The sequence below is a fragment of the Devosia aurantiaca genome (genome assembly GCF_011058215.1).
Lineage (GTDB): Bacteria > Pseudomonadota > Alphaproteobacteria > Rhizobiales > Devosiaceae > Devosia > Devosia aurantiaca.
In genome coordinates this window covers 1320611-1344028 of sequence record NZ_JAALFG010000001.1, presented here as the reverse complement: position 1 = coordinate 1344028, position 23418 = coordinate 1320611, and the positions used below count along the sequence as shown (strand labels likewise).

Annotated in this window: 18 protein-coding genes and 3 pseudogenes; 10 read left to right on the top strand and 11 right to left on the bottom strand. The window is 63.4% G+C overall.

What is annotated here, in order from left to right; translation table 11 throughout:
* The first annotated feature begins 15 nt into the window (after positions 1 to 15).
* Complete coding sequence (locus G5575_RS21025; RefSeq protein WP_328765882.1) at positions 16 to 495, top strand: DUF1624 domain-containing protein; 480 nt, start codon at positions 16 to 18, stop codon at positions 493 to 495.
* Here G5575_RS21025 and G5575_RS06865 read toward each other — a convergent pair.
* The 3 genes and pseudogenes from G5575_RS06865 to G5575_RS06855 all read right to left on the bottom strand — a co-directional run bounded on the left by G5575_RS06865 (position 492) and on the right by G5575_RS06855 (position 5558).
* A complete protein-coding gene (locus G5575_RS06865; protein ID WP_164533603.1) occupies positions 492 to 1757 on the bottom strand; it encodes a hypothetical protein in 1266 nt (421 codons plus the stop codon). The genes G5575_RS21025 and G5575_RS06865 overlap by 4 nt on opposite strands.
* 58 nt (positions 1758 to 1815) lie before the next feature.
* Positions 1816 to 3715 (bottom strand): annotated as a pseudogene (locus G5575_RS06860) (ABC transporter ATP-binding protein).
* Positions 3712 to 5558, bottom strand: a pseudogene (locus tag G5575_RS06855) (ABC transporter ATP-binding protein). The pseudogenes G5575_RS06860 and G5575_RS06855 overlap by 4 nt, the downstream one beginning before the upstream one ends.
* Before the next feature lie 251 nt (positions 5559 to 5809).
* On the opposite strand from G5575_RS06855, the gene G5575_RS06850 reads away from it, so the two are divergent.
* The 6 genes from G5575_RS06850 to G5575_RS06825 all read left to right on the top strand — a co-directional run bounded on the left by G5575_RS06850 (position 5810) and on the right by G5575_RS06825 (position 11506).
* Entirely contained in the window at positions 5810 to 6559 is a 750-nt protein-coding gene (locus G5575_RS06850) for a sulfite exporter TauE/SafE family protein (protein WP_164533602.1), read from the top strand.
* 13 nt (positions 6560 to 6572) lie between these two features.
* Complete coding sequence (locus G5575_RS06845) at positions 6573 to 7484, top strand: LysR family transcriptional regulator (protein ID WP_164533601.1); 912 nt, start codon at positions 6573 to 6575, stop codon at positions 7482 to 7484.
* A gap of 225 nt (positions 7485 to 7709) precedes the next feature.
* Entirely contained in the window at positions 7710 to 8519 is an 810-nt protein-coding gene (locus G5575_RS06840; RefSeq protein ID WP_207633010.1) for a siderophore ABC transporter substrate-binding protein, read from the top strand.
* A gap of 200 nt (positions 8520 to 8719) precedes the next feature.
* The gene (locus tag G5575_RS06835) at positions 8720 to 9700 is read left to right on the top strand and encodes an ABC transporter permease (RefSeq protein WP_164533600.1); all 981 of its coding nucleotides are present in this window, start codon (positions 8720 to 8722) and stop codon (positions 9698 to 9700) included.
* Positions 9701 to 9794: 94 nt separating this feature from the next.
* Positions 9795 to 10751: an iron chelate uptake ABC transporter family permease subunit gene (locus G5575_RS06830; RefSeq protein ID WP_164533769.1), complete on the top strand. Its 957-nt coding sequence runs from the start codon at positions 9795 to 9797 to the stop codon at positions 10749 to 10751.
* Complete coding sequence (locus G5575_RS06825) at positions 10748 to 11506, top strand: iron ABC transporter ATP-binding protein (protein ID WP_164533599.1); 759 nt, start codon at positions 10748 to 10750, stop codon at positions 11504 to 11506. The genes G5575_RS06830 and G5575_RS06825 overlap by 4 nt, the downstream gene beginning before the upstream one ends.
* Here the strand turns inward: G5575_RS06825 and G5575_RS06820 are convergent.
* The 6 genes from G5575_RS06820 to G5575_RS06795 are packed head-to-tail and all read right to left on the bottom strand — an operon-like array spanning position 11487 to position 17166.
* Entirely contained in the window at positions 11487 to 13223 is a 1737-nt protein-coding gene (locus G5575_RS06820) for a PAS domain S-box protein (protein WP_164533598.1), read from the bottom strand. The genes G5575_RS06825 and G5575_RS06820 overlap by 20 nt on opposite strands.
* A gap of 52 nt (positions 13224 to 13275) precedes the next feature.
* Entirely contained in the window at positions 13276 to 14106 is an 831-nt protein-coding gene (locus tag G5575_RS06815) for a sugar phosphate isomerase/epimerase family protein (protein WP_164533597.1), read from the bottom strand.
* A 15-nt stretch (positions 14107 to 14121) separates the two neighbouring features.
* A complete protein-coding gene (locus G5575_RS06810; protein ID WP_164533596.1) occupies positions 14122 to 14952 on the bottom strand; it encodes an amidohydrolase family protein in 831 nt (276 codons plus the stop codon).
* Positions 14953 to 14961: 9 nt separating this feature from the next.
* Positions 14962 to 16023, bottom strand: coding sequence for a D-TA family PLP-dependent enzyme (locus tag G5575_RS06805; protein ID WP_164533595.1), 1062 nt, complete (start codon positions 16021 to 16023; stop codon positions 14962 to 14964).
* Positions 16020 to 16781, bottom strand: a complete 762-nt coding sequence (locus tag G5575_RS06800; RefSeq protein WP_164533594.1) for an SDR family oxidoreductase — start codon at positions 16779 to 16781, stop codon at positions 16020 to 16022. Before G5575_RS06800 ends, G5575_RS06805 begins: the two co-directional genes overlap by 4 nt.
* Position 16782: 1 nt before the next feature.
* Positions 16783 to 17166 carry a RidA family protein gene (locus tag G5575_RS06795; RefSeq protein ID WP_164533593.1) on the bottom strand — a complete coding sequence of 128 codons (384 nt, stop codon included), beginning with the start codon at positions 17164 to 17166 and terminating at the stop codon, positions 16783 to 16785.
* A gap of 149 nt (positions 17167 to 17315) precedes the next feature.
* Here G5575_RS06795 and G5575_RS06790 point away from each other — a divergent pair, with 149 nt between their 5' ends.
* Entirely contained in the window at positions 17316 to 18776 is a 1461-nt protein-coding gene (locus G5575_RS06790) for a M81 family metallopeptidase (RefSeq protein WP_164533592.1), read from the top strand.
* A gap of 75 nt (positions 18777 to 18851) precedes the next feature.
* On the opposite strand, the gene G5575_RS06785 is transcribed toward G5575_RS06790, so the two are convergent.
* Positions 18852 to 19295 carry a nucleoside deaminase gene (locus G5575_RS06785; RefSeq protein ID WP_164533591.1) on the bottom strand — a complete coding sequence of 148 codons (444 nt, stop codon included), beginning with the start codon at positions 19293 to 19295 and terminating at the stop codon, positions 18852 to 18854.
* Positions 19292 to 20916 (bottom strand): annotated as a pseudogene (locus tag G5575_RS06780) (alpha/beta hydrolase). The gene G5575_RS06785 and the pseudogene G5575_RS06780 overlap by 4 nt, the downstream one beginning before the upstream one ends.
* Before the next feature lie 178 nt (positions 20917 to 21094).
* Here G5575_RS06780 and mutL point away from each other — a divergent pair.
* Both mutL and G5575_RS06770 read left to right on the top strand, forming a co-directional pair.
* Positions 21095 to 22867, top strand: a complete 1773-nt coding sequence (gene mutL, locus G5575_RS06775) for a DNA mismatch repair endonuclease MutL (protein WP_164533590.1) — start codon at positions 21095 to 21097, stop codon at positions 22865 to 22867.
* Positions 22864 to 23373 carry a metallophosphoesterase family protein gene (locus G5575_RS06770; protein ID WP_164533589.1) on the top strand — a complete coding sequence of 170 codons (510 nt, stop codon included), beginning with the start codon at positions 22864 to 22866 and terminating at the stop codon, positions 23371 to 23373. The genes mutL and G5575_RS06770 overlap by 4 nt, the downstream gene beginning before the upstream one ends.
* Positions 23374 to 23418 lie beyond the last annotated feature (45 nt).

Sequence of the window (23418 nt, the reverse complement as noted above, 5' to 3'; positions counted from 1 at the left end):
CTCGGCTTCTGGGTCGTGCCGCCGCCGACCAATGACCTCGTGCCGCTTTTCCCCTGGCTCGGCGTCGTGCTGCTGGGCGTCCTTGCCATGCGGCTGGTTAGGCAAACCGCATTGCTCGATAAGCTTGCCGCCATCCAGCCGCGCAATCGCTTGGCGCGCGTTCTCGCGTGGATGGGGCGGTGGAGCCTCGTCATCTACCTCGTGCACCAGCCGCTGCTCCTTGCGATCATCATGCCGCTGTCGATGGCCATGGGCACCCAAGAGGCAGGCCGCGAGATCGATTTCCTCCGCTCCTGCCAATCGAGCTGCGAAGCTTCGGGCACGACGGCGGCATTGTGCGCCACCTATTGCCAATGCGGGCTCGAAGGGGTCGAGCGCGACAATCTTTGGGAGCAGGTCTTTACCGGTATCCTCACCGCTGAAGACCAGGCGGTGCTCGATCGCAATAACCGGCAGTGCTCGCAGCTGATCTATCCGGACCTCAACGCCAACTAATCGGCGAAGTAGCTCATGGCCTCGGGCGTCAGCAGGTCGCCAAGCTCGGCCAAAGGCACTGTGACGAGGTCGCCGTCGCAAACGCCGATCACATGCGGGAAGCCCGAATTGGTGAAGACCACGCTCGGGCCAGGGGCAAAGCGAAGATCGACATAGCCACGGATGGCGTCTTCGCCGAAGCAGGTTTCTTCCAGTTCGGGTTCCTCGCCCAGGAGATCGGCAGGAATGCGCTCGCGGATAAAGGCGATCAGAGCGTCGTCCGGCTGCCAGTCATATTCCTCCGGATTTTCCCGTGCCGCGGCGACGTCGACCGGACCCGGCTCGCTATAGGATGACGCTGTCCACCCTCGCAGAACTTGCGAAAAGTCGAAGGGTTTGCCGGTGGCGAGGTCATAGGTGAAGCTGACGACGTGGTTGTCGGGATGGGCGCCCCCGCACCAGGTGCTGCCGCTTTCTTTCCAGCTGATCAGCTTGGAATTGCCGAAGCTGAACTCGACATTTTCCTCGTCCATATAGCCGAGCGAGGCCTGATCCAAGTTCCATTGGTTGCCGCCAAAGGCGATGTAAGCGGTGGAGAGGCAATCGAGCGCCCAGAGGCTGAGGGCGGCGTGCTTCTCGTCGAGGATGGCGTTGGCGGCGTCCACATCGCCATTGCCCGGAAGGTCGATCACATGAGGAAATTCGAACTTGGTGCGCGGATCGACCATCATGGCGATCTCGGCGTCGCCGACCCGCCCGCGCGATTGCTCCACAAGGGGTACGTCGGTCAGGGCCAGCTCGTAGACAGCCTTAGTCGGATCGAGCGTGGGCTCATAATAAACGTCAAAGAAATTGTCGCGCAGCGTTCCTGGGATTGCTTCGCCCTCGAAGGGCCGGCGGCCCAGTTCTTGGGCGGCAATGGCTTGTTGCTTGGACTTGTCGATGCCCGTGCGCGTGCCGGTCAGCGTCGTGCCGTCGAGCGTCAGCTGCCATTGGGCGATAACGGGCACGTCGGAGGCGTCGCCATCGTCGTCGAACGTGCAGGTATCGGGCGTGCAAAGACCTTCTTCGGAGAGGGTCCAGCCGTTTCCGTCGTTGGATACGGGGTTGAGCGGCACTGACTTGCCCTCGTCGAGGAAGGCAAAGCGCCCCGCCACGGCGCCGTCCGATGGTTCGGTGAACTCGAACACCGCTTCGCGCGTCCCGATCGTGCCGCGATAGGTGACGGCATCGGCAAGGGCCGGCGTGGCGAGGAGGGGCAGGAGAGCAAGGGCGAGGCGCATGGATGGCTCCGAAGAATGCGCGACCCTAGCATGCAGTCTCCGTGCTGCGTAGGCTCTCTCAGGTACTCGCCGCCTTGGCGTTTGCCTGCGTCACCAGCTCATCGGGAATATCGTCGAAGCTGGCGTAATTCATGTTGTAGAGGCGCGAATAGAGGCCGCCCAGCTCCATGAGCTGGTCGTGGTTGCCTTCCTCGATCTTCTCGCCGTTCTGCAGCACAATGATGCGGTCGGCGCCGCGGATGGTGGCGAGACGGTGGGCGATCACCATGCCGGTGCGGCCTTCGAGCAGGATTTCGAGCGCCTTCTGGATCTGTCGCTCGGTATAGCTGTCGATATTGGCAGTGGCTTCGTCGAGCACGAGGATCTTGGCGTCGGCGACGAGGGCGCGCGCAAAGCTCAGGAGTTGGCGCTGGCCGAGCGAGAGATTCGAGCCGCGCTGTTCAAGGACCGTGTCGTAGCCGTTGCGGAAGCGGGAGATGAAGTCGTGGGCGCCCACCGCCTTGGCGGCGGCAATGACGTCGTCGAGGGTGGCCGACTGCTTGTTGTAGCGGATGTTCTCAAAGATCGTGCCGGTGAAGAGGAACGGCTCCTGCAGCACCATGGCGACCTGTTCACCCAGCGATTCCTGGGTGACGTTGCGCACATCGTGGCCGCCGACAAGGACGGCCCCGCCCTGCACTTCGTAGAAGCGGTGGACCAGAGACATAGCGCTGGTCTTGCCCGAGCCAGTCGGACCCACCAGGGCAACGGTTTCGCCCGGATTGACGCGGAAGGACACGTTTTTCAGCACCGGGCGCGCCGGGTCATAGCCGAAGGTCACGTCGTTGAAGGCGACCGAGCCGTCCATGTCTGAGGTAAGGACAACGGCGCCGGGCTTGTCGTCGATCACCACCGGCAGATCGAGCACTTCGGTGATGCGGCGGCCCGAGGTCATGGCGCGCTGCATGATCGAATATTGCATGGTCAGCGAGCGGATCGGGTCGAAGAAGCGCTGGATATAGAAGAGGAAGGCGACGATGACGCCGACCTGCAGCGATCCATTGAGCACCAGCGAGCCACCGACCACGATGACGGTGGCCATGGAAATGCCGGTGAGGGAATCGACGATCGGCACCATGACCTGGGCGAACTTCGAGCCGGTCAGTTGGGTGCGGAGGTTGTCATAGGCCTTATCGTCATAGAGGTCGAAATTGACCTTCTGGCGGTCAAGATTCTGCACCGTGCGAACGCCATTGATGCCTTCGGCCATGGCGCCGGCGGTCAGCGAATTGGTTTCATGCGCGGCCCAGAAGGCGCGCTTCGCCGGCGGCAGCCAGAAAATGCGGATGATGAAGAGGATCGGCATGGTGATCAGCGTCAAGAGGCCAAGCCAGGGATCAAGGCTGAGCAAGACGATGATGATGCCGAAGAGAAGGACGATGTCGCCCACCGAAACCACCGAGGTTTCGAGGAATTCCTGCATGGAATTGACGTCGCCCTGAAGCCGGCTCATCAGGCGGCCGACTTCGGTCTTGTCCATGAAGCTCAGCGACACGCGCTGCAGCTGCGCGAACATGGCGCGGCGCATGTCGAAGAGGACATTTTCAGCGACCTGACCGACTTGCGACTCCTGGATCCAGGATGCAGCGAAATTGATGGTGATGACGACCGCAAAGGCGACGATGGCGTGCAGCAGGTTGGCAGTATCGCCGCCGGCCACGAGGGGTGGTGTCGATGGCATTGCCGATGATCAGCGGAATGGCGAGTTGTGTGGCGGTAAAGATCAGGACGGCGGCAACCGACAGGTAGATCTTGTGCCGGTAGGGATGGACGTACGCCCAGATGCGGCGCACCGTTTGCGGATCATATGCCTTGCCGAAGACCTCTTCCTCGATGCGGTGCGAGCCGACCGAGGCGCGCGGCGGGCGCTGGCCGGGAAAGGCTGCGGCCTCGCGTTCGTCTTCTTCCATGACGCTCATTCTGCAGCCTCCAGGTCGTCGGCCGGCCGGGTCTGGAGATCGTAGAGGGCGCGATATTTACCCCCGCGCTCCAGAAGTTCGGCATGCGATCCCTGTTCGACGATACGGCCGTCTTCGAGGAATAGAATGAAGTCGGCATGCATGAGCGAGGACAGGCGGTGGGCAATGACCAGCGTGACGCGGTCTTTGGCATAGCGGCGGATGGCAGAGCGGATGCGATGCTCGGTGCCGGCGTCGATGGCAGCCGTGGAGTCGTCGAAGACCATAACGGCAGGTTTGAGCACCAGCGAGCGAGCAATCGAGAGGCGCTGGCGCTGGCCACCGGAGAGCGACACGCCGCGTTCGCCGACAACGGTTTCGTAATCGGCCGGCAGGCCCATGATGTAATTGTGGAGCTGGGCGCTTTCGGCGGCGCGCTCGATCTTGCGTTCCTTGGCCCAGGGGTCGCCATAGGCGATGTTGTTTTCGATTGTGGTGGTGAAGAGGAACGTGTCCTGCTGCACGACGGCAACCGAGCGGCGCAGCGACTGTAGCGTCACGTCGCGAATGTCCTGTCCGTCAATCAGGATGCGCCCGGCCGTCACGTCGTAAAAGCGCGGAATCAGGTGCGCGAGGGTGGATTTGCCCGAACCCGGCGCGCCAACGATGCCGATGGTCTGGCCGGCATGGGCTTCAAAGCTGATGCCGTTGAGCGTCGGGTGCGAGGCGCCGGGATAGGTGAACTCGACATTTTCGAACCGCAACGTCCCTTTGCTGACCGTCAGCGGCGCTGCCTCCGGCTTGCTCTTGATCTCGATCGGCGCGTCGAGAAAGGCAAAAAGCGGGAGCCGCAGGTCGAGGCGCGGGCAAAACCGTTGACCATGAGGCCAAGCTGGCGCACCGGCATTTGCAGGATCGTCATGAAGGTCAGAAAGCTCGCCAGCGTCCCGACGCTGAGCTCGCCGGCAATGACCTTGGTGCCGCCGACCCAGAGCACGAGGCCCATGGCGGCAAAAAAGGAAAAGGTCATCATCGAGGTGTTGCGAACGCGAACAAGAACGCGTTGATGCGCCAGCTCGAGCGCCGATTGCGACGCGGTATCGAATTTGTCGAGCTCGTGCTTCTGGCCGGAAAAGGCCCGGACGACGCGAATGCCGCCCAGATTTTCTTCCATGACGCGGGTCAGGACGGAAAGGCGCTCCTGCAAGACCAGCCAGGTCTTGCGCAGCACCAGTTGCGCGACCGACGAGCGCCAGGCGACGAAGGGCACAAAGCTCAGCGCCAGGAGGCCGAGCAGGATATCGGTGCTCAAGAGCATATAGGCGCCGACGCCGATCAGCACGGAAAGCAGGATGACCCGGATGAAACCGGTCGCAAAGAACATGCGCACGCCATCGAGATCGAGCAGGCCGAGGGTGATGAGGTCGCCCGAATGCACGCGGTCATGATAGGAATAGGAGAGCCGCTGCACCTTGTCGTAAAAGGCGAGGCGCAGCTCGTAGCCGACATAGTGGCCGACCGATTCCGAAAAATAGTTCTGCACCAGGGTGAAGAGCCCGCGCGCCACGGACACGACCAGCAGCGTCAGCGCGGTCCAGATCAGCGCTTGTTGCGCCCCCTCGCCGGCCACGGTGAGCGTTGTCTGCGCCTGGTCAACGGCGTGCCCCAAAAGACGCGGGATCATCAGCTGCAAGGTCGAGGCGATAATGGTTGCCCCAATGGCAAGGCTCGCCTGCCAGTAATGGCGCAGCGAATAGAGCGTGATGCGCAGAAGCGGGCTCTGCCCCCTTCCCCGGTGAGCGGCGGCCACATGGGCAAGTGCATCGCCGCGTGAACGATCGCGGCCAGCCTTGAGCGTGATCAAGGAACTATCCAGACATAATTTGTGGAGCCCGAGGGGGAGGCGGGAAAACCGTCGGCCGGCGATCGGGCAAATCAAAATTCGCGAGTGTCATAAAAGAGCGATTGCGTCTGCCATTCAAGATCAAAAGTGCGGAAAGTTTAGGCAGCGTGACTGCAACCTTTTGCCTAGACGCCTTGGCCCTGCCCCGGCCAGCAAGCCCCCTTGCTTAAGTCGCGATGGCGCGATGCGCCTGTGAAGCGCATGAGAAGACCATGAGTGGATTGATTATTCCGGCGCTGGTCGCCCTTGCGGTGTTTCTGACTTCGACGCTTTCCGGCGTTTTCGGCATGGCCGGAGGCTTGATCCTCCTCGCGCTACTATTGACCTTTTTGCCGGTTGCGACCGCGATCGCGCTGCAGGGCGCCATCCAGATCATCGCCAATGGCTCGCGCGCCTGGTTCTCGCGCTCCTATATCGACTGGCGCGCGCTCGGCTTCATCTGCACCGGGCTAGCCGCCGCGGCGATCCTCCTTTTCATTCTCCGCTACACGCCCGATCTCGCCACCGTCTGCATCGCCATCGGGCTGATGCCGATTCTGGTCTGGATTCCCAAGCATTGGCTCTCGCTCGACGCCACCAAGCCGGTGCACGCCTTCTTCTGCGGTTTCCTTGCGGGCGGCCTCAACCTGGCGGTCGGTGTCTCTGGCCCCACCGTCGACATCTTTTTCATCCGGACCGAAATGGACCGGCGCAAGGTGATCGCTACAAAGGCCGCGACGCAGGTGATCTCGCACGCGGTCAAGGTCGTGTTCTACTCCACCCTCGCCACCGCCATGGCCTGGGGCGACTGGGTGATGGTGCTGATCGCTGCGCCCTTCGCAGTGGCGGGCACCAATCTTGGCTATCACCTCCTGCAGCGGCTGACCGATGTCGGTTTCCGCAAATGGACGCGCTGGATCGTCACCGTCATCGGCGCCTATTATCTCCTGCGCGGCTTGAGCTTGCTCGCGGGCATGCAATGAGTATGGTGCCGCCATGGCACCGTTCGACAGCGTTACTGCACGCCTGATTTTGCTTTTGGCCGAGACCGGATCGATCGGGCGGGCGGCGGAGCGTGAGGGCATCGCCTCCTCTGCGGTCAGCCGCCGCGTATCCGACCTCGAAGCGCGTTTGGGCGTCGTTCTGTTCGACCGCTCGGCACACGGCGTCAGGCTGACCACGGCCGGCGAGGCCTATGCCGGAGGCTGCCGTACCGTGTTGCGCTCGATCGCCGATCTTGATGCCATCATGGACGATTTCGGCTCCGGTCAGCGGGGCAGCCTGCGCCTTGCCTGTACGAGCTCTGCCCTCACCGGGCGACTGCCGGAACTCCTGGCCAAATTTGCCGTCAGGCATAATGGTATCGACATCGCCATCAGCGAAATGGGCGCTGCAAAGGCGCTTCTGGCGCTAGACGAGGGCCAGGCGGACGTCGCCATCGTTTCCGACAATTACGATTTCTCCCGCTTCGATATCCGCCCCTTCGAGGATGAGCGGGTATGGGTGCTGGTGCCGCCCGAACATCCTCTGGCGGCCCAGATCGAGCCGCGCAAATCCGTGCGCTTCGATGCGGTGCTGCCCCATGCGATCGTGGGCATCCACCATGCCGGATCGCTCAATCGTCTCCTCGTGGAAGCGGCGGAAAAAAGCGGCGTTGCCTTGACGGAAAGCCTGCGCGTCGAAAGCTTTCCTGCCCTCGTGCGCATGGTGGAAGCCGGGTTCGGCATCGGCTTTCTGCGCTCGACAAGCCTTCATCTTCTCGCCGGCACCGACCTCGTCTGCGCCCCCTTGGCCGAGCCTTGGGCGATGCGGCAATTGCTGGTGGCGCGGCGCAAGTCGAGCCCGCTTTCGGCCGCAATGAAGAGCTTCATGGCCCTCGCCAGCGAGACTTATCTTCCGAGCGCGTAGATAACACGACAAAATAGATCATATTATCCTTTGACAGGCTTGCGAGCGCGAAGATAGGAAAGCGGACAAGCGTCGTCACCATATCGGCGCCTCCCGCAATTTCCTCAGGAGCACTCGCTTGAGCGCGCTTTTCCGCACCACCGCCCTCCTCGCCACCCTTGTTGGCGCCCTGTCGCTGACGCCGGCCTTTGCCCAGGACAAGGTAATCTCCACCCCCAGGGCGACGTGACGATCTCCGGCGTGCCCGAGAAAGTGCTGGTCCAGGATTGGGCCGTCTTCGATGACCTCAGCGCCATGGGTATCGCAGTCGCCGGCGTGCCCTCCTCCAATGCGCCGACCTATCTGGCCGACCAGATCCCAGCCGACGCTATCCAGATCGGCTCGCTGTTCGAGCCCGACTTCGAAGGCATCGCCGCGGCGGAAGCCGACGTCTATTTCGTTGCCGCCCGTTCGGCAGCAGCCTTCGAAACTTCCAAGGACATCGTCCCCACCATCGACCTTTCGGTCGACAACACCGATATCGTCGCCGGCGTCAAAGCCAATATGGTCAAGCTCGGCGACATCTTCGACATGGCCGACCACGCGACGGCGCTCAATGACGAGCTCGATGCCAAGCTAGCTGAAGTCACGGCTGCGGCCGAAGGCAAGGGCACCGCATTGGTGCTGGTCACCAATGCCGGCAAGCTCGGCGTCTATGGTCCCGACTCGCGCGTCAGCTGGATCTACAACAATGTCGGCATGGCTTCGGCGCTGGCCGACGTGGCCGATGGCGACCATGGCGGCGATGCCGTCTCGTTCGAATTCCTGCTCGAAGTGAACCCGGACTGGGTCTTCGTGGTCGATCGCGATGCCGGCACCGGCGAAAATGCCGGCTCGGCCGAAGCGCTGCTCGACAACGAGCTCTTCAACCAGACCACGGCGGCCAAGGAAGGCCAGATCGTTTATCTCGATCCGCAGGTCAGCTACATTTCCATGCACGGCTACCAGGGCGTCATGCTGCTGCTCGACCAGGTGCTGGAAGGTTTGAACAGCTAAGATCGAGCACAGCGCCTGGGCTCTGCGCTCCCTCCCCTTGAGGGGGAGGGTAGCGAAGCTAGCCGGTAGGCCTAGCGAAGCTGGGGTGGGGTGGGGCACTGTCCCACTCTCCACTCGTAGGCTCCACCCCACCCTCATTCCCTCCCCCTCAAGGGGAGGGAGGCGCAGGAGCCTGCCACCATGATGGATAAACGGGCCTAATGTCGAACTACCATCAACCCGAGCCATTTCTGATCCTCGCCATTGTTGCCACGGCCCTCCTCGCTCTCGTCAGCCTCTTCGTCGGCGTCAGCGATGTGTCGCTGCCTGCTCTGCTGGCGGGAACGGCGGAGCCGCGGGCGGTCGAGGTTTTTCTGGTCAGCCGGGTGCCGCGGACGTTGGCGCTGGTTCTAGCCGGCGCGTCCATGGCGATCGGCGGGCTGGTGATGCAGATGGTCGTCCGCAATCGCTTCGTCGAGCCCTCTACCACCGGCACCAGCGAATCGGCCGCTCTCGGCTTTCTCACCGTGACGCTGCTCGCGCCGGGCTGGCCGCTGGTGGCCAAAATGGCCGTTTCGGCCCTTTTTGCGCTGGGTGGCACGGCCCTATTCTTGCGCATCCTCAAGGCTGTCCCGTTGCGCGATGTGCTCCTCGTGCCGCTGGTCGGCATCATGCTGGGCGGGGTGATCGGAGCGCTGACGGCCTTTATCGCCTATCGCGCCAACCTCATGGCATCGCTTCTTGCCTGGAACATGGGCGACTTTTCCGGCGTCATCCGCGGGCGCTACGAGCTCTTGTGGATCGGGCTCGTCTGCTGCGTCCTCGCCTATGTGGCCGCCGATCGCTTCACCGTTGCCGGCATGGGCAAGGATTTCACCACCAATCTGGGCCTCAACTACAAGCGCGTCATGACGCTGGGCCTGGTGATAGTCTCGCTGGTCAGCGCCGTAGTGCTGGTTTCGGTCGGCTCAATCCCATTTCTGGGACTGATCGTGCCCAATATCGTCAGCCTCATGGTGGGCGACAACATGCGGCGCACCGTGCCCTGGGTGACGGTCGGCGGCGCGGCCATGGTGCTGGCCTGCGACATCGTCGGAAGGTTGATCCGCTTCCCCTATGAAATCCCGATCGCCGTCGTCATGGGCGTCGTCGGTGCGGCCGTGTTCTTGTATCTGCTGCTGCGGACGCCGCGCCATGCATGACCTCCGCAGCAGACCTCATCCTGAGCTTGTCGAAGGACGAGGTCGTAACACCAAGGCCGCCACTGGCTCGACATCGTGGATCGACAAGCTCACCATGAGGCCTTCAAGACCGTTGATCGTCCTTGCGGCGCTAACCCTGCTGGCGCTGCTGTCCATCGCCCTTTTCATGACCCTGGGCGCCAAAGGCAATTGGAGCTTCGTGCTCGGATTTCGCGGCAAGAAGCTGCTCTCGCTGGTGCTGGTGGCGTACGCGGTCGCCGTGTCGACGGTGCTGTTCCAGACCGTCACCAACAACCGCATCCTGACGCCCTCGATCATGGGCTTTGATGCACTCTACATGCTGATCAAGACATCGACCGTCTTCTTCCTCGGCGTCGGGGCGCTCACCTCGATCGATAGCCAATTGCAATTCGTGGTCGAAGTGCTGGCCATGGTGACTTTCTCGGGCTTGCTTTTCCGCTGGCTGTTCCTGGGCGAAGAGCGAAGCCTCCACCTTCTCGTGCTCGTCGGCATCATCTTCGGCATCCTGTTCCGTTCAATGAGTGCCCTGATGCAGCGCATGCTCGATCCGGGCGCCTTCAACGTGTTGCAGGACACGATGTTTGCAAGCTTTGCGACCACCGATCCAACGCTGCTCGGCATTTCCACGGTGATCGTTCTTGCCGTCAGTGTCGTGGGCTGGCGGCTGATGCACAGCTTTGACGTGCTGTCGCTCGGACGGGCGCATGCGATCAACCTCGGCGTCGACTACAAGCGCACCGTGGCCATCATCCTCGTGCTGGTGGCGATCCTTGTCTCCGTGTCGACGGCGCTGGTGGGCCCAGTCACCTTTTTCGGCCTCCTCATCGCAACGCTCGCCCATGGCCTGATCGGACAGAGCAAGCACCGCTATGTGCTGCCCGCTGCCGTGCTGCTGGCCATCGTGGCGCTGGTGGGCGGGCAGACGCTTCTGGAGCGGGTGTTTGCTTTCGACACGGCGCTGTCGATCATCATCGAATTTTTGGGCGGTGCCGTCTTTATTTTCCTCGTGCTCAGAAGGTCCGCGCGATGATCGTCGCCAGCAATGTTTCGAAAAGCTACGGCGCCGCCTGCGTGGTCGACGGCGTGTCGCTGCAGCTGCCCAAGGGCGGCATTACCTCCATCATCGGACCCAACGGGGCGGGCAAATCGACCCTCCTCTCCATGGTCAGCCGGCTGATGGCCATGGATGCTGGCACAGTGACGGTGGGCGGTCTCGATGTCAGCAAGGCCGCGAGCGACGAGCTGGCGCGGCGCCTGTCGATCCTGCGGCAGGACAATCACATGACCGCCCGGCTCACCGTGCGCGATCTCGTCTCCTTCGGGCGCTACCCCTATACCAAGGGCCGGCTGACGCTCGACGACAAGGAGCATATCGAGCGAGCGATCAGATATCTCGATCTCGCAGCCCTGTCGGAGCGGTTCCTCGATGAGCTCTCCGGCGGACAGAGGCAGCGAGCATTCGTCGCCATGGTGCTGGCGCAGGACACCGACTACGTGCTGCTCGACGAGCCGCTCAACAGCCTCGACATGAAGCATGCCAGCGCCATGATGAAGCTGATGAAGCGCGCCGCGACGGAGCTGGGCAAGACCGTGGTTCTGGTGCTGCACGATATCAATTTTGCCGGCTGGTATTCGGACTATATCGTCGCGATGAAGGATGGACGCGTCGCGGCGCAGGGCCCCGCGGCAGAGATGATCCAACCGCAGGTGCTTTCCGAGATCTATGAAATGGAGATCGCCGTGCACGAGCTCGCCGGCCAGCGGATCAGCGTTTATTACGGGTAAGCATGGAGGAGAAGGCGACGACCCGTCCCCTGCCCTCGGCCTTGGCCGCATAGCAGGCCGCGTCGGCCTCGCCCATGAAACCTAGCGGCGAGGCAGGGTCCCGACCGATCGTCGTGATGCCGGCGCTGGCCCCGACCCGGTATTCGCGGCCAGCCCAGTTGAACAGCAAGGCCGCAATGCCGCGCACGGCTTTTTCGGCGACGCGCGTGCCATCGGCCAGGGATGTGCCCTCCAGCAAGAGCACGAATTCGTCCCCGCCGATGCGCGCGACGATATCGTGGCTGCGGCACGTGTCGCGCAGGGTGCTTGCCACCTGCCGCAGTAGCGCGTCGCCTGCTGCATGGCCCGCGGTATCGTTGACGGGCTTAAAGTGGTCGAGATCGATATAGACGAGGCAAGCCGTTCGATCCTGATGCCGGCACGCGGCGATGACGCGTTCCAGCGACTGCTCGAACGCTGCCCGGTTGGTCAGCCCACTCAGGGCATCGTGGCTCGCCGAATAGGCCAACTGCCGCTGCATCATGCGGCTCTGCGACACGTCCTGGAAGACAAGGACGGCGCCGGCCCGCGAACCGCCATCGGTGCGGACGGGAGCAGCGGTGCAGCGCACATCGCGCACCGAACCATCGCGATTGGTGAGGATGGCGTCGTCATCGACCCGGACGGGCTGATCGTTCTCGAAGCAGGACCAGACCGGGCAGTCGATGACTTGGCCTGTCCGCTCGCTGTGAATGCGGAACACTTGGTTGACCGCCATGCCGCGCGCTTGCGCCATGGTGAAGCCGGTCAGCTGTTCGGCGGCGGGGTTCATGAATTCGATATGGCCACGCGAGTCGGCCGAGATCATGCCATCGGCGATGGACTGCAGCGTCAGCCGCAGCCGCTCCTTTTGGGAGGCAAGATCCTGCTCGACCGTCTTGAGGAGAGTGATGTCGGTATCGGTGCCGACGGTGCGTGTCGGATTGCCGTGCTCGTCCCACTCGATCGGGCCACCGCGGCTCAGGATCCAGATATAGCCGCCATTGCGCGTTTGCTCGCGGTATTCGAGCGCCTCGAATTTCTTGTCGCCTTGGTGCTGGCGGTCCGCTTCCATCACCAGACGGTCGCGATCATCGGGATGCACCCGTGCCAGCCACGACGCGCGGTCACCGTCGACCTGTTCTTCGGGCGAAATGCCACGCATGATGCGCCACATGCGCGAATAAAACATGGTGTTGCGGCGCAGGTCATGGTCCCACACACCTTGCCGCGCGCTTTCCAGCGCATAGTTCCAGCGGCTCTCCGAATAAGCGAGCGCTTCCTCGGCCCGCTTCTGGAGCTCGATGCTGGTAAGCTGCACGGTGATGTAGTCGGCCCCGCTGGTCACGCCCGGGAAGCGGGAGGCGGCCAGCATCACCCAGATCGGATGTCCATCGGCATGACAGAAGCGGTGCTCGCCCCGATAGGTTGTGACTTCGCCGCGCGCCAGGCGACTGAACTGGAGGCGCAGGCCGACCTGTTCCTCGGCGGGAACAAGGTCGCTCAGGTTCCGTGGGTGTTCCGAAACGTTTTGAAGCGCGAGAAGATCTTCGATCGCCCGATTGGAATAGATCAGCTCGCCCTTGGTCGTGGCGACGAGCATGCCGACCGGCGCCGAGTCGAGCACGCGCGTCAGCGCCTCGACCGTGGGGGTCTGGTGCTCGCTAGGTGCCGGAGATTTGGGCCGCGCCTTCCTCATGGCGCCATCATCGGACAATCGGCCTTAATAGATCGCTTCCGCCGCGATTAAATCAGCCGATGCGACTGAGGATAAAGTCGCGCTCTTCGGCAAGGCTATGCCATTCGCTGGGGTGATCGGCATCGAAGATCAGCGTATATGGCCCCCTATAGCCTGCGTCTTCGGCGATCCCAACGCACTGGCCGTAGTCTGCTTCGTCCAAGGCCCCGGCGGTGAAATCGGCCTTGGCGTGGCAAAGTTCGGCGCGCGGGAAGATCGAGGCCAAGCCCGCATATTTGTCGGCGCCCTTCCAGTTGCCGAAATCGGCAAGCAGGCCAACCTGCCCCTCCAGCCGGTCGAGCAACTCATGCACCGCCGCCGGCGTCGACAGAAGGTCGAACCAATTCTCGGTAACGAGGCGCAATGACGAGCCGGCATTGACGGCGACCAGTTCGCGGAAACCCGCAACGGACCGGGCTAGCGCCTCGGGCGAATACGGCTGGTTGCCGGCAATGATCCGGGCATTCTCGGCGCCGAGCTGATGGGCGACATCGAGCCAGCCGGCGATCCAGCGCGTGTCGCGCGGGCCATTGACCGGATCGGCCATGTCGCCCGCGTCGATCAGCAGCGTCTGCAGCGTGACCTTTGCCGTATCGAGCTGATTGCGCAGTTCGGCAAGGTAGACGGGATCGCGGCTCCGCAGGTGAAAGGAAACGATCTCGAGCCGGTGGTAGCCGTGGTTCGCCAGCACCGAGAGCAGGCCCAAAAGAGACTCGTCGCCCTCGCCATAAGTGTCCTCGCCATCGCTCACCGCATCGGTCGAAACATCATGCGGATAGGTGGTGCCGAGGAGGCGGTGCAGCGACCAGGTGGAGACGGCGATGCGATTGTCGGCGGCGGCCATTTGGTTCTCCTTGGGTCAGACCCGGTAGATGCGCTCGGCATTGCGATGAAAGAGTGCGGCCTGTTCGTAGTCGCTGGCCTTCGCCACGACCGCACGGGCCGCGTTGACCCAATTGGTCAGCGTACCGCCCGTGGTCGTCGCAACCGGATGGTCGGAGCCCCAGATGACGCGGTCCCAGCCAAAGCTTTCGATCATGTGCTCGATATAGGGACGCAGCATTTCGGCATCCCAGCCGGGGGCGCAATGATTGACGAGGCCCGAGACCTTGCCGACCACATTGGGCAGTGCCGCGACCTCGGCCAGCGCCGTGCGCCAGGGGTCGAGCCCCTGTCTCGCAATGTCGGGATTGCCACAATGATCGAGCACGAATTGCAGCTCCGGCAGGAGCTTGGCCAGCCGCACGCCCAGATGAAGCTGATCGGCACGGAGGCATAGATCGAAGGTCAGGTTTAGCGGAACGAGGCGCTTGAGGTTTTCGGCAAAGATCGGTGCCAGACTGACATCGTCAGGCACTTCATGAAGAATGCGCCGCAAGCCCTTTACCTTGCCGTCCCCGGCCGCAAGCGTACGATCCAGCAGCGCGGCAAAATCCTCGTCTTCCGGGCGGCAGGCCGCGACGGCGCCGACGATGCCGGAAAGGCCCACGACAAAGGCCGTTTCGCTCTCGATATCGGCTTCTGCGACATCGACTTCCATATGAAGCGCCGATTCGATCCCGAGCGCCCTGGCCTCGGCGAAATAGGCCTCGGCGATCCAGGGCTTGTTGAGCTTGTGGCCAGGGCCGATCCATTCATAGGTGAACCGGTCGGGATAGATCAGGTGCAGATGGGTATCGAGGATGCGCATCCCCTATGGCTAGTCCACCCTGCCCCGCGCCGCAACGGGAACCGTTTCGACCAGCGCTCCATCGCGGATGAGATGGACGTGGTCGAAAAGATTGGTCACCGGACAGCAGTGATTGGGAATGATGCGGATGACATCGCCGATCCTCGGCTTTCGCGCGTAGGCGGAAACATCGATCGTGCCGTGCTCTTCGCTAAGACCGACAACCTTGGCGTGGGGATACTCGACGACATGGCCATGGCCGACGAGACCGAGAAGATCGCTGGTCAGCGACTTGGAGCCCGCATCGATGATGGCGCGGTTTTCGGTCGGTCGCGAGACAACCGTTGCAAGAACGGTCAGCGCGCAATCCTCGAACGTTGCGGCGCCGGCGGCCACTTGCGAGCGGTCCATATAGATATAGGTGCCGGGCCGGTATTCAGTGGCGGGACCGGCTTCGGCCATATGGCCGATATCCGGCGTGCCGCCAGTGGTGATGGCAGGAAGGTCGACGCCTTCCGCCTCGAACAGGGCCTTAGCCTCCGCCATCCACGCGGCCGCCTCGCGATATTTGCCCGCGGCGGGATAGGTCATCAGCCCGGCAAAGTGGAGGCCGGAGTGGCTCGCTAAGATGCGCGCCAGATCGAGCGCCGCCTGCGCCGACTGCACGCCGCAGCGCCCCATGCCGGTGTCGCATTCAACGAACACGCCCAGCTTGTGGCCGGGATCGGCGAAGGTTTCCGCCAGACCCGCGACCGTTTCGGTGCTGTCGGCAACAGTGCGGATGGTGATGCGGTCATGCAGCGCCTTGAGGCGGGCGCGCTTGGCGGCGCCGATGATGTTGAAGGTGAGGAGCAGGTCGTTGAGGCCGGCATCGGCCATAACCTCGGCTTCGCCCAGCTTTTGCACGGTAATGCCGACGGCGCCCAGTTCGACCTGGCGTTTGGCAAAGAGCGGAAGCTTGTGCGTCTTGATATGCGGGCGCAGCGCAATGCCTGCCACATCGGCCGCCGCCTGCGCCTTTTGGAGATTAGCTTCGGCGCGATCGAGATCGATGAGAACGGCGGGCGTATCGAGGTCGGTAAACTGGGTCATTGCGCTCTGAGCACTTCATCGACGAAGCGGAGATTGCCGGCAAGGAGCCCGGCATCGACCGGCACGGTGACGCCGGTAATGCCGGAGGCGGCGTCGGAAGCAAGGAACATCGTCGTATTGGCGACTTCCTCGGGGCTGACCATGCGGCCCAGCGGATAGTGCGGCAAGACCTTGTCGAGGAGGCGCGGATCGCCTTCGAGCCGATGGTCCCAGGCCGGCGTGCGAACCGAGCCGGGCGCGACCACATTGGCGCGCACGCCACGGCCGCCCAGCTCGACGGCGATAGCCTTGGCATAGGCGATAAGGCCTGCCTTGGCGGCGGAATAGGCCGGATTGCCGAAATGCTGGAAGGCATTGACCGAGGAGATGAAGACGACACTGCCGGAGCCGCGCTCGGCCATTGCCTTGGTGATCGGATCGACCAAAGCATAGGCGCCGTTGAGATTGATCGCCATTTCGCTTTGCCAAACGGCATCATCGAGCTGGCCAAGATGTTCGGCGCGGGTGAAGCCGGCATTGGCAATGACCACGTCGGGGGCACCATGCGTCGCGATATCGGCAAGCACCGCGGCGCGCGTCGCCTCGGCATCGGACTGGTCGAAGATCAGCTCGCGCGACGCGGAAAGCTCGATGATCGGCTCGCGGTCGGCCGCGATGATCCTGGAACCCGCCGCATGAAATGAATGCACCAGCGCGCGGCCGATGCCGCCGCCAGCGCCGGTGATCAGAACGCTTTTGCCTTCCAGCCCCAGATGCATTTTACGGTCCCTTGTAGGCGACGCAATCGATCTCGACCTTGCAGTCGACCATCATGTGGCTCTGCACGCAGGCGCGGGCCGGCGGGTGCTCGCCAAAATAGCTTTTGTAGACGGCGTTGAAGCTCCAGAAGTCGCGCGGATCGTCGAGCCAGACACCGCAACGGACGACATGCTCGAGGCCAAAACCGGCTTCCTCAAGAATGGCGATGACGTTTTTGATGGTCAGATGGGTCTGCTCGATAATGCCGGTGCCGACGATCTCGCCGTCCTTCATCGGAACCTGGCCCGAAACATAGAGCCAGCCACCCGCCTCGACGGCACGCGCAAAGGGAAGGTTCTGGCCACCTGCCCCGGACTTTTCTGCGCCATAGCGGATGATCGGCATGCCTGCTCCTGAAAGTGAATTTCGTTTGTTGGCGCATTGTAGAGCGAAAAGCCGGATATCTGGCAAGTGGGCACGCAAAACATGAAAATTTCTTACGTGATCCTTGTGCTGGCGTCGTGTAGCGTGCGGGCACAAGAAAAAGGTGCCCCTTGCGCATTTTCACTGCCGCCCTCGCCACTGAGACCAATACGTTTTCGCCTATAGCCATCGACAAGCGCGCCTTCGAGGCCTCGCTTCATGCCAAGCCCGGCCAGCATCCGGCAACGCCGACATTGTGCACGGCGCCGATCACGGTGGGGCGCGAAGTCTGCGCACGAGAAGGCTGGACCTTGATCGAGGGCACCGCCAGCTGGGCCGATCCAGCGGGGCTGGTGGCGCGGGCAACCTATGAGGAGTTGCGCGACGAAATCCTGGGCCAGCTCGAAGCGGCAATGCCGGTCGATGCCGTAGTCCTTGGCCTCCATGGGGCGATGGTGGCGCAGGGCTATGACGATGCGGAGGGAGACATCCTGACGCGCGTGCGCGCCCTCGTCGGGCCAGACGTGCTGGTCTGCGCGGAACTCGATCCGCACAGCCACCTCACCAGAGAGCGCGCTGCGGCGGCCGACTTCTTTGTCTACTTCAAGGAGTTTCCCCATACCGATTTCGTCGATCGGGCGCGCGATCTTTGGAATATTGCGGCACGGACGCTAAGGGGCGAGGTGCGGCCGGTGATGAGCGTCTTCGATTGCCGGATGATCGATGTATTCCCGACCTCGAAGCAACCGATGCGCGGCTTTGTCGACCGGCTGTTCGCACTCGAGCAAAGCGAGCCGGGCCTGTTGTCGCTCTCGGTCGTGCACGGTTTCATGGCCGGCGACGTGCCGGAAATGGGCACCAAGGTCATCGCCGTCACCGACAATCAGCCAGACCTCGGTGCGGCGCTTGCCGAGCGCCTGGGCCGCGAGCTTTTCGCCATGCGCGGCACGTTCATGGTCAGCCAGGTTGATGAACAAACCGCCGTGGACGCCGCAATCGCAGCGCCGCGCGGGCCGGTGGTGATCGCCGATGTCTGGGACAATCCGGGCGGCGGCACGGCAGGAGATGCGACGGTGATCCTCGGCGAGCTGATCCGGCGCGGCGTCCAGGATGTAGCGGTCGGAACGATCTGGGACCCGATCGCCGTGCAGATTTGTTTTGCGGCCGGCGTCGGCGCGCAGATCCCGCTGCGCTTCGGCGCAAAATCGGCGCCGATGACCGGCGATCCGGTCGACGCCGTGGTGACGGTCAAGGCGCTGCGCAACAACGCCAAAATGCGCTTCGGCGAAAGCTTTGCACCCTTCGGCGACGCCGCCTGGGTAAGCTTTGACGGCATCGACGTGATCCTCAACTCCACCCGGGCGCAAAGCTTCGACCCAAGCCTATTTTCGGTGATGGGGGTCGAGCCTACCGAGCGCAAAGTATTGCTGATCAAGTCGACCAATCACTTCTACGACTCGTTCTCGAGGATCGCGTCGGAAATCGTTTATTGCTCGGCGGGGAAGCCCTATCCCAACCGGCCTGCGGAAACGGATTACCGCAAAGCGCCGAGAAACATATGGCCGATGGTGGAGGATCCTTGGCTTCATTGAAGGCCCCCCTTATCCGGCCTTCGGCCGACCTCTCCCTTCGGGGAGAGGTCGCCGCAAAGCGGCGGGTGAGGGGCCTTACCGCAGCTTCCTGAAAAACGCCGTCAGCATCGCCTCTGCCCTGCCCGCGGACACCCCGCTAATCACCTCCGGGTGGTGGTGACACGTGGGTTGATCAAACAAGCGGATGCCGTTTTCGACGGCGCCGGCCTTGATGTCCTCGGCGGCAAAGTAAACGCGGCGCAGGCGGGTGTGGGCGATGGCGCCTGCGCACATGGCGCAAGGCTCGAGCGTTACATAGAGGTCGCAGCCATCGAGGCGGCCGGTATTGCGTGCCGCCAAGGCCGCGCGGATGGCCAGCATTTCGGCATGCGCCGTCGGGTCGCGCAGCGCCTGCATGCGGTTGCGTTCAGCGGCAAGGATGCGCGTGCCTTCCATGATCACGGCGCCGATCGGCGCCTCGCCGACATCGGCTGCCTCCTGGGCAAGGCGCAGGGCGAGATCCATCGGGCTTTCGGTCATGGCTCACCCGCAGCATAAGGTTCGGTGCCGATCGCAGCCTTCAGCGCTTCGATCTCCCCATCCGTCCAACCCTCGGGCTGCGTTACCTCCATCCAGGCATCGATATAGTGCTCGGGCGCATAATTGTGCCCGTAGCCAAGCGGCGCGGTCTGCGCCAGCGCCGTGTCGAGCGCCAGTTGCAGGAAGGTGATGAGCGGATACCAGTTGAGCGCCGGCGAGACGTCGGGCCCGCGCGGCCAATCGAGCCAGGCCGGCGTTTGCCAATCCGCGGCAAAGGAAAAAAGACGATGGGGTCGCTGGCATATTGGAGAAATACGATGCGCATCGGCCCCCAAGCCACCGTGTCCCAGCCCTCGGCGCCGGACTGGTTCATGAAGCGGATAGAGGAGGAGTTGCCAAAGCGCGGCAGCCAATAGGGCGTGCCGGGCTGGCGTCCCTCCGTCATCCGGCTCCAGACCGAACTGGAAAAGGGCGGGCCTGCCCAGAGCGCGCCCTGGAACGGGTCGGCCAGCACATTGTAGACCGTGGTCGAGTTCTGCGATGCGAGGGCGCCGAGGCTCAGTCCATAAAGATAGAGGCGCGGGCGCGCATCGCGCGGCAACTGCGTCCAAAAATCATAGACGGCGTTGAACAGCGCCTGCCCGGTTTCGGCGCCATATTCGGGCTCGACCAGCAGCGACAGTGCGCTGGTGAGATAGGAATATTGCACGGCAACGCTGGCGACATCGCCCCCATGCAGCAGTTCGAGCGTGTCGATGCCCGCTGGATCGACCCAACCCGTGCCCACCGGCATGACGAGGACAAGGACGGAGCGCTCGAAGGCGCCGATGCGCTGCAATTCCGCCAGCGCCAGCGCCGCTCGCGCTTCCGGCGTCTCCGCCGAGCGCAGGCCGACATAGGTGCGGAGCGGCTCGATGGCGGGCTTGCCCGTAAGCGCTAAGATGTCCCCAGCGGTTTGGCGGGTGCGAAGGTAGGGCCGCGCGTCGCTGCCGATGGTTTCCCAATCGATCAAGGATTGGCTGCTGCCGCTTTCATACCATTGGGCGGGCGGCGCCTGGTCGGTCGAGACCAATTCATCGAGGCCTTGGTAGAAGGCGTCGGCGGCGCGCAGGGCATTGCGCCAGAAGAGATTGTTGACCAGCGATCCGACCACGATCGCTACCAGAACGGTGGCGAGGACCGCAGCCGCACGCGGCGGCAACAATGGCGCAAGCCATCGCCAAACCAGGCGGATCAGCGTCACCAGGAGCTTGCCCAAGACCATCAGCGCCGCCGCGATCGGCAGCGCCACGGCAGCGATCACCAGCGGCTGAAAACCATCGACCGGCTGCAGGCCCATGACGGCGCGCACGGAGTTCTGCCAAAGGCTCGAATAGCTCAGCCCGAGCAGCACGAGGCCGAGCGCCAGGAGCGCCACCAGCGCGCCGAGAATGCGGGTAACGCGTCCCGGCGGCACTTTGAGGCCCAAAAAGCCCCACAGCCAGTGGCCGAGATTGCCGGCGCCATAGCCCACGGCAAAGCAGCAGCCGGACAGGATGCCCTGGACGCTTTCGGTGCGCGGCAGCAGCGAGGGCGTGAGCGACAGGGTGAACGCAACAGCGCCGAGCAGGAGACCGGGCATGGAGAAATAATGCGCCGTCACATCCCAAAGGGCATTGGCGCGGCTGGTCCAGCTCGCCTTGGGGGATGGATGGGTGACGCTCATGCTTTAGCTCAAGCGGGAATCCGGGCATGGGTCAACCACCGGAGTGGGAAGAGCGCCGCCCCTGCCCTATATTGGTGGCCCAGGAGAGTCGCCCTTGCCGATACGCCAACTACCCGAGGACCTGATCAACCGCATCGCCGCCGGCGAAGTGGTGGAGCGGCCCGCCAGCGTCGTCAAGGAGCTGGTCGAGAACTCGATCGATGCCGGCGCGCGTCGCATCGTCGTCACCACCGCCAATGGCGGCATGGACCTGATCCGCATCAGCGATGACGGTCACGGCATGGACCGGCAGGATCTGCTGCTGTCGGTCGAACGGCACGCCACGTCCAAGCTCAGCATGGACGATCTCGACGACATTCGCACCCTCGGCTTCCGCGGCGAGGCGCTGGCCTCCATCGGGTCCGTCGCCCGCCTCTCGGTAGCCTCGCGCACCGCCGATGCCGAAAGCGGGCTGGTGCTGGTCGTCGTCGACAATGGGCGGAGGTCCGGCCCCATTCCGCAGGCGATGAACCGAGGCACCGTCATCGAAGTGCGCGACCTCTTCGCGCAGGTGCCGGCGCGGCGCAAATTTCTCAAATCCGCGCGCGCGGAAGGCGCCGCGATCACCGACGTGGTTAAGCGCCTCGCCATGGCCAATCCCCAGGTCCATTTCGTGCTCGAGGGCACGGACCGCACCGCGAGCAACTGGCCTTCGGTGGGCGAAGGCGCGCTGCAGGCCCGGCTCGGCCAGGTCATGGGCGCCGATTTCGTTGAAAACGCCGTCGTGCTTGCGACGCAGCGGCACGGCATCGTCGTCGCCGGCATGGCGGGGCTGCCGACCTATACCCGCGCCAATTCGCTATCGCAGTTCTATTTCGTCAACGGCCGCTCGGTTCGCGACAAGGTGCTGGTCGGCGCCGTGCGCGCGGCCTATGCCGACTACACCTTCCGCGACCGCTTTCCGGTCGTCTCGCTCTATGTCGCCATCGACCCGACCGAGGTCGACGTCAACGTCCATCCAGCCAAGGCCGAACTGCGCTTCCGCGACCAGGGCGCGCTGCGCGGCGCGGTGATCACCGCGATCGGACAGGCGCTCGCCGCAGCAGGGTTCAAGGCCTCGACCACGGTCGCCGAAGACATAATTGAAGCCTTCAAGGCGCCGGAAATGGCCGAAGCCCCGGCGCGAAGCGCCTGGGAGCCACAAGCGACGCCGATCGCCCGCCTCGCGCCAAGCGAACAGCTTCAGGGTTTTGCCGAACCCAGCGCCCGCGTCGAGCGCTTCGAGCCGGTGGGCGAAGTCGTCGACTATCCGCTCGGCACCGCCCGGACGCAAATGTTCGACAACTATATCATCGCGCAAAATGGCAGCGGGCTCCTGCTCGTTGACCAGCACGCAGCCCACGAACGATTGGTCTATGAGCGCTTCAAGGCGCAGATGGCGTCCGGCCCCGTCGCGAGCCAAAGGCAGCTGATCCCTGTAATCGTCGAGCTGCCCGAAGAAGATTGCGGACGCCTCGAGGAAGCAGCGCCCGAACTCGAGCGCTTCGGGCTTTACCTCGATCGCTTCGGCCCTCGCGCCATCGCCGTGCGCGAGACTCCTGCCCTTCTTGGCACGACCGACATTGCCGGTCTCGTCCGCGATCTTGCCGATGGCCTTGCCGAATGGGACAGCACCGCGGCCCTCTCCGACCGAATGGAGGCAATCATCGCCCGCATGGCCTGCCATGGCTCGGTGCGCTCGGGCCGGCGGCTTCGCGTCGACGAGATGAACGCGCTACTCCGCGACATGGAAGCCACGCCCCATTCAGGCCAGTGCATTCACGGCCGCCCGACCTATGTCGAGCTCAAGAAGGGCGACATCGAGCGGCTGTTCGGGCGCAGCCGATGACGCTCTGGTTCACCAGCGACACGCACTTTGCCGACACCCGTGTTCTCAAGATTGACCGCCGCCCCTTTGCCAACATGGCGGAACACGATGCAGCCCTGATCGCCAACTGGAACGCGCTGGTCGCGCCCCAGGACGAAATCTGGCACCTTGGCGACTTCGCGCGAGGCACGACCGAAGAGGTCGAGGCGCTCCTGGCGCAGCTGCACGGCACCAAGCACCTGATCATCGGCAACAACGATCCTGAGCCGACGCTCGCGGCCAAAGGCTGGGCCAGCCTTCAGCACTACCGGGAAATGCGCATCGACGAGCAGCTCTTTATCCTCTGCCACTACCCATTCCGAACCTGGAACCAGATCGGCAAGAAGTCGGTCAACCTCCACGGCCATTCGCACGGCAAGCTGACGCCGGTCACGCGTCAATTCGACGTCGGCGTCGACCCGCAGGGACTAAGGCCACGGCGGATCGAGGAAATCGTCGTGTCGCGACGGAAGAGCAAAGCCGACTAGCCTCTAGCATATACGTATCAACTCGTGATACGTATATCATCCAAT

What these genes read in the sequence shown, in the direction of transcription:
- G5575_RS06845 (WP_164533601.1), top strand. Translation starts at nt 6,573, where the DNA reads ATGGCACCGTTCGACAGCGTTACTGCACGCCTGATTTTGCTTTTGGCC.
- G5575_RS06815 (WP_164533597.1), bottom strand. Translation starts at nt 14,106, where the DNA reads ATGGCCGCCGCCGACAATCGCATCGCCGTCTCCACCTGGTCGCTGCAC.
- G5575_RS06770 (WP_164533589.1), top strand. Translation starts at nt 22,864, where the DNA reads ATGACGCTCTGGTTCACCAGCGACACGCACTTTGCCGACACCCGTGTT.
- G5575_RS06825 (WP_164533599.1), top strand. Translation starts at nt 10,748, where the DNA reads ATGATCGTCGCCAGCAATGTTTCGAAAAGCTACGGCGCCGCCTGCGTG.
- G5575_RS06785 (WP_164533591.1), bottom strand. Translation starts at nt 19,295, where the DNA reads ATGACCGAAAGCCCGATGGATCTCGCCCTGCGCCTTGCCCAGGAGGCA.
- G5575_RS06810 (WP_164533596.1), bottom strand. Translation starts at nt 14,952, where the DNA reads ATGCGCATCCTCGATACCCATCTGCACCTGATCTATCCCGACCGGTTC.
- G5575_RS06865 (WP_164533603.1), bottom strand. Translation starts at nt 1,757, where the DNA reads ATGCGCCTCGCCCTTGCTCTCCTGCCCCTCCTCGCCACGCCGGCCCTT.
- G5575_RS06800 (WP_164533594.1), bottom strand. Translation starts at nt 16,781, where the DNA reads ATGCATCTGGGGCTGGAAGGCAAAAGCGTTCTGATCACCGGCGCTGGC.
- G5575_RS06835 (WP_164533600.1), top strand. Translation starts at nt 8,720, where the DNA reads ATGTCGAACTACCATCAACCCGAGCCATTTCTGATCCTCGCCATTGTT.
- G5575_RS06820 (WP_164533598.1), bottom strand. Translation starts at nt 13,223, where the DNA reads ATGAGGAAGGCGCGGCCCAAATCTCCGGCACCTAGCGAGCACCAGACC.
- G5575_RS06795 (WP_164533593.1), bottom strand. Translation starts at nt 17,166, where the DNA reads ATGCCGATCATCCGCTATGGCGCAGAAAAGTCCGGGGCAGGTGGCCAG.
- G5575_RS06805 (WP_164533595.1), bottom strand. Translation starts at nt 16,023, where the DNA reads ATGACCCAGTTTACCGACCTCGATACGCCCGCCGTTCTCATCGATCTC.
- G5575_RS06850 (WP_164533602.1), top strand. Translation starts at nt 5,810, where the DNA reads ATGAGTGGATTGATTATTCCGGCGCTGGTCGCCCTTGCGGTGTTTCTG.
- G5575_RS06830 (WP_164533769.1), top strand. Translation starts at nt 9,795, where the DNA reads ATGAGGCCTTCAAGACCGTTGATCGTCCTTGCGGCGCTAACCCTGCTG.